The sequence below is a fragment of the Bacillus cereus genome, assembly GCF_015071065.1.
Lineage (GTDB): Bacteria > Bacillota > Bacilli > Bacillales > Bacillaceae_G > Bacillus_A > Bacillus_A cereus_BA.
In genome coordinates this window covers 1-939 of record NZ_VOVA01000077.1, presented here as the reverse complement: position 1 = coordinate 939, position 939 = coordinate 1, and the positions used below count along the sequence as shown (strand labels likewise).

Here is a 939-nt window from a genome sequence, read left to right as displayed (position 1 = left end):
TCTTTATCCCCGCCGTATGGCTGCATCCTCCTGCCCCTGGATAAATGAATGCAAAGGGATCTGGAAGTTGAAATGCAGTTGAATCTAAAATACGAATACGCTTGAAAACAGAAGTATATGGAGAAGAAATCGGCATAGACGAGACCAATTTTTGGTTTAGTAGTTCAGCTAATATGTGTTGTAAAAATTGGACGGCCGCTTTATTAAATCGTTGATTCAGTCCCTCAGGACTGATGAGTACTTCTGTTGATGCTTCCAAACAGCTAGATAACTGAGTTAAAGAAGTCGTAGCGACATTTTGGCTCACCCATACACATAAAGCGACTAAATCCTTTGCTTGATACTTACTGGTTCGTTGTACAAAACCAACATCTCTAGCAAGATTCCGTAAGGTATTTGGAGATAAAAAACTTTGAATCTCTTGAGCAAATAGTTGTAATTCATCAGACACAGAAACAGACATAAAAAACGCCATCCTTTCCTATGATTCTACAGAAAGAATAGCGTATTTTTTCTTTTTATGGATACATTTTTTTAGCTCGATAGCGATGTGGTGTTACCTCAAATATAATTATTTTATTTGAAGGTCTCTTTTAAATTTGTTTCAAATCTTTTCATAGGTTGATATACAAGAACGTGTAGTGATAAACCTATCACTGCAGTAATGTTTAAAATAATACTTATAATCATTAAAGACCATTCTATAACTGGAGAAAAGTATCCATTCGTACTTAATGTAGAAGAACTTACACCAAGTATTAAAATCACTATTAGTAAAGGTAAGTTTTTAACCAATTTGAATCCCCCCTTTAAATATAATATCTTTATATTATTATATCACACACTAGGTTATGTAATTAATATAAGATAGTTATCTATGGGAATTTAACATGTTTTTTCGTTTTGGGGGTGACCTATTTTTTTAGCTTGATAGCGATG

Annotated in this window: 1 protein-coding gene and 1 pseudogene; both read right to left on the bottom strand. The window is 33.4% G+C overall.

Annotated elements, in window-relative coordinates:
• Positions 1-463: pseudogene (locus FT637_RS29535) on the bottom strand (IS4 family transposase); the annotation flags it as partial.
• A gap of 113 nt (positions 464-576) precedes the next feature.
• Positions 577-795 (bottom strand): hypothetical protein, encoded by a 219-nt coding sequence (locus FT637_RS29530; RefSeq protein WP_000240393.1) that lies wholly within the window; start codon positions 793-795, stop codon positions 577-579.
• Positions 796-939 lie beyond the last annotated feature (144 nt).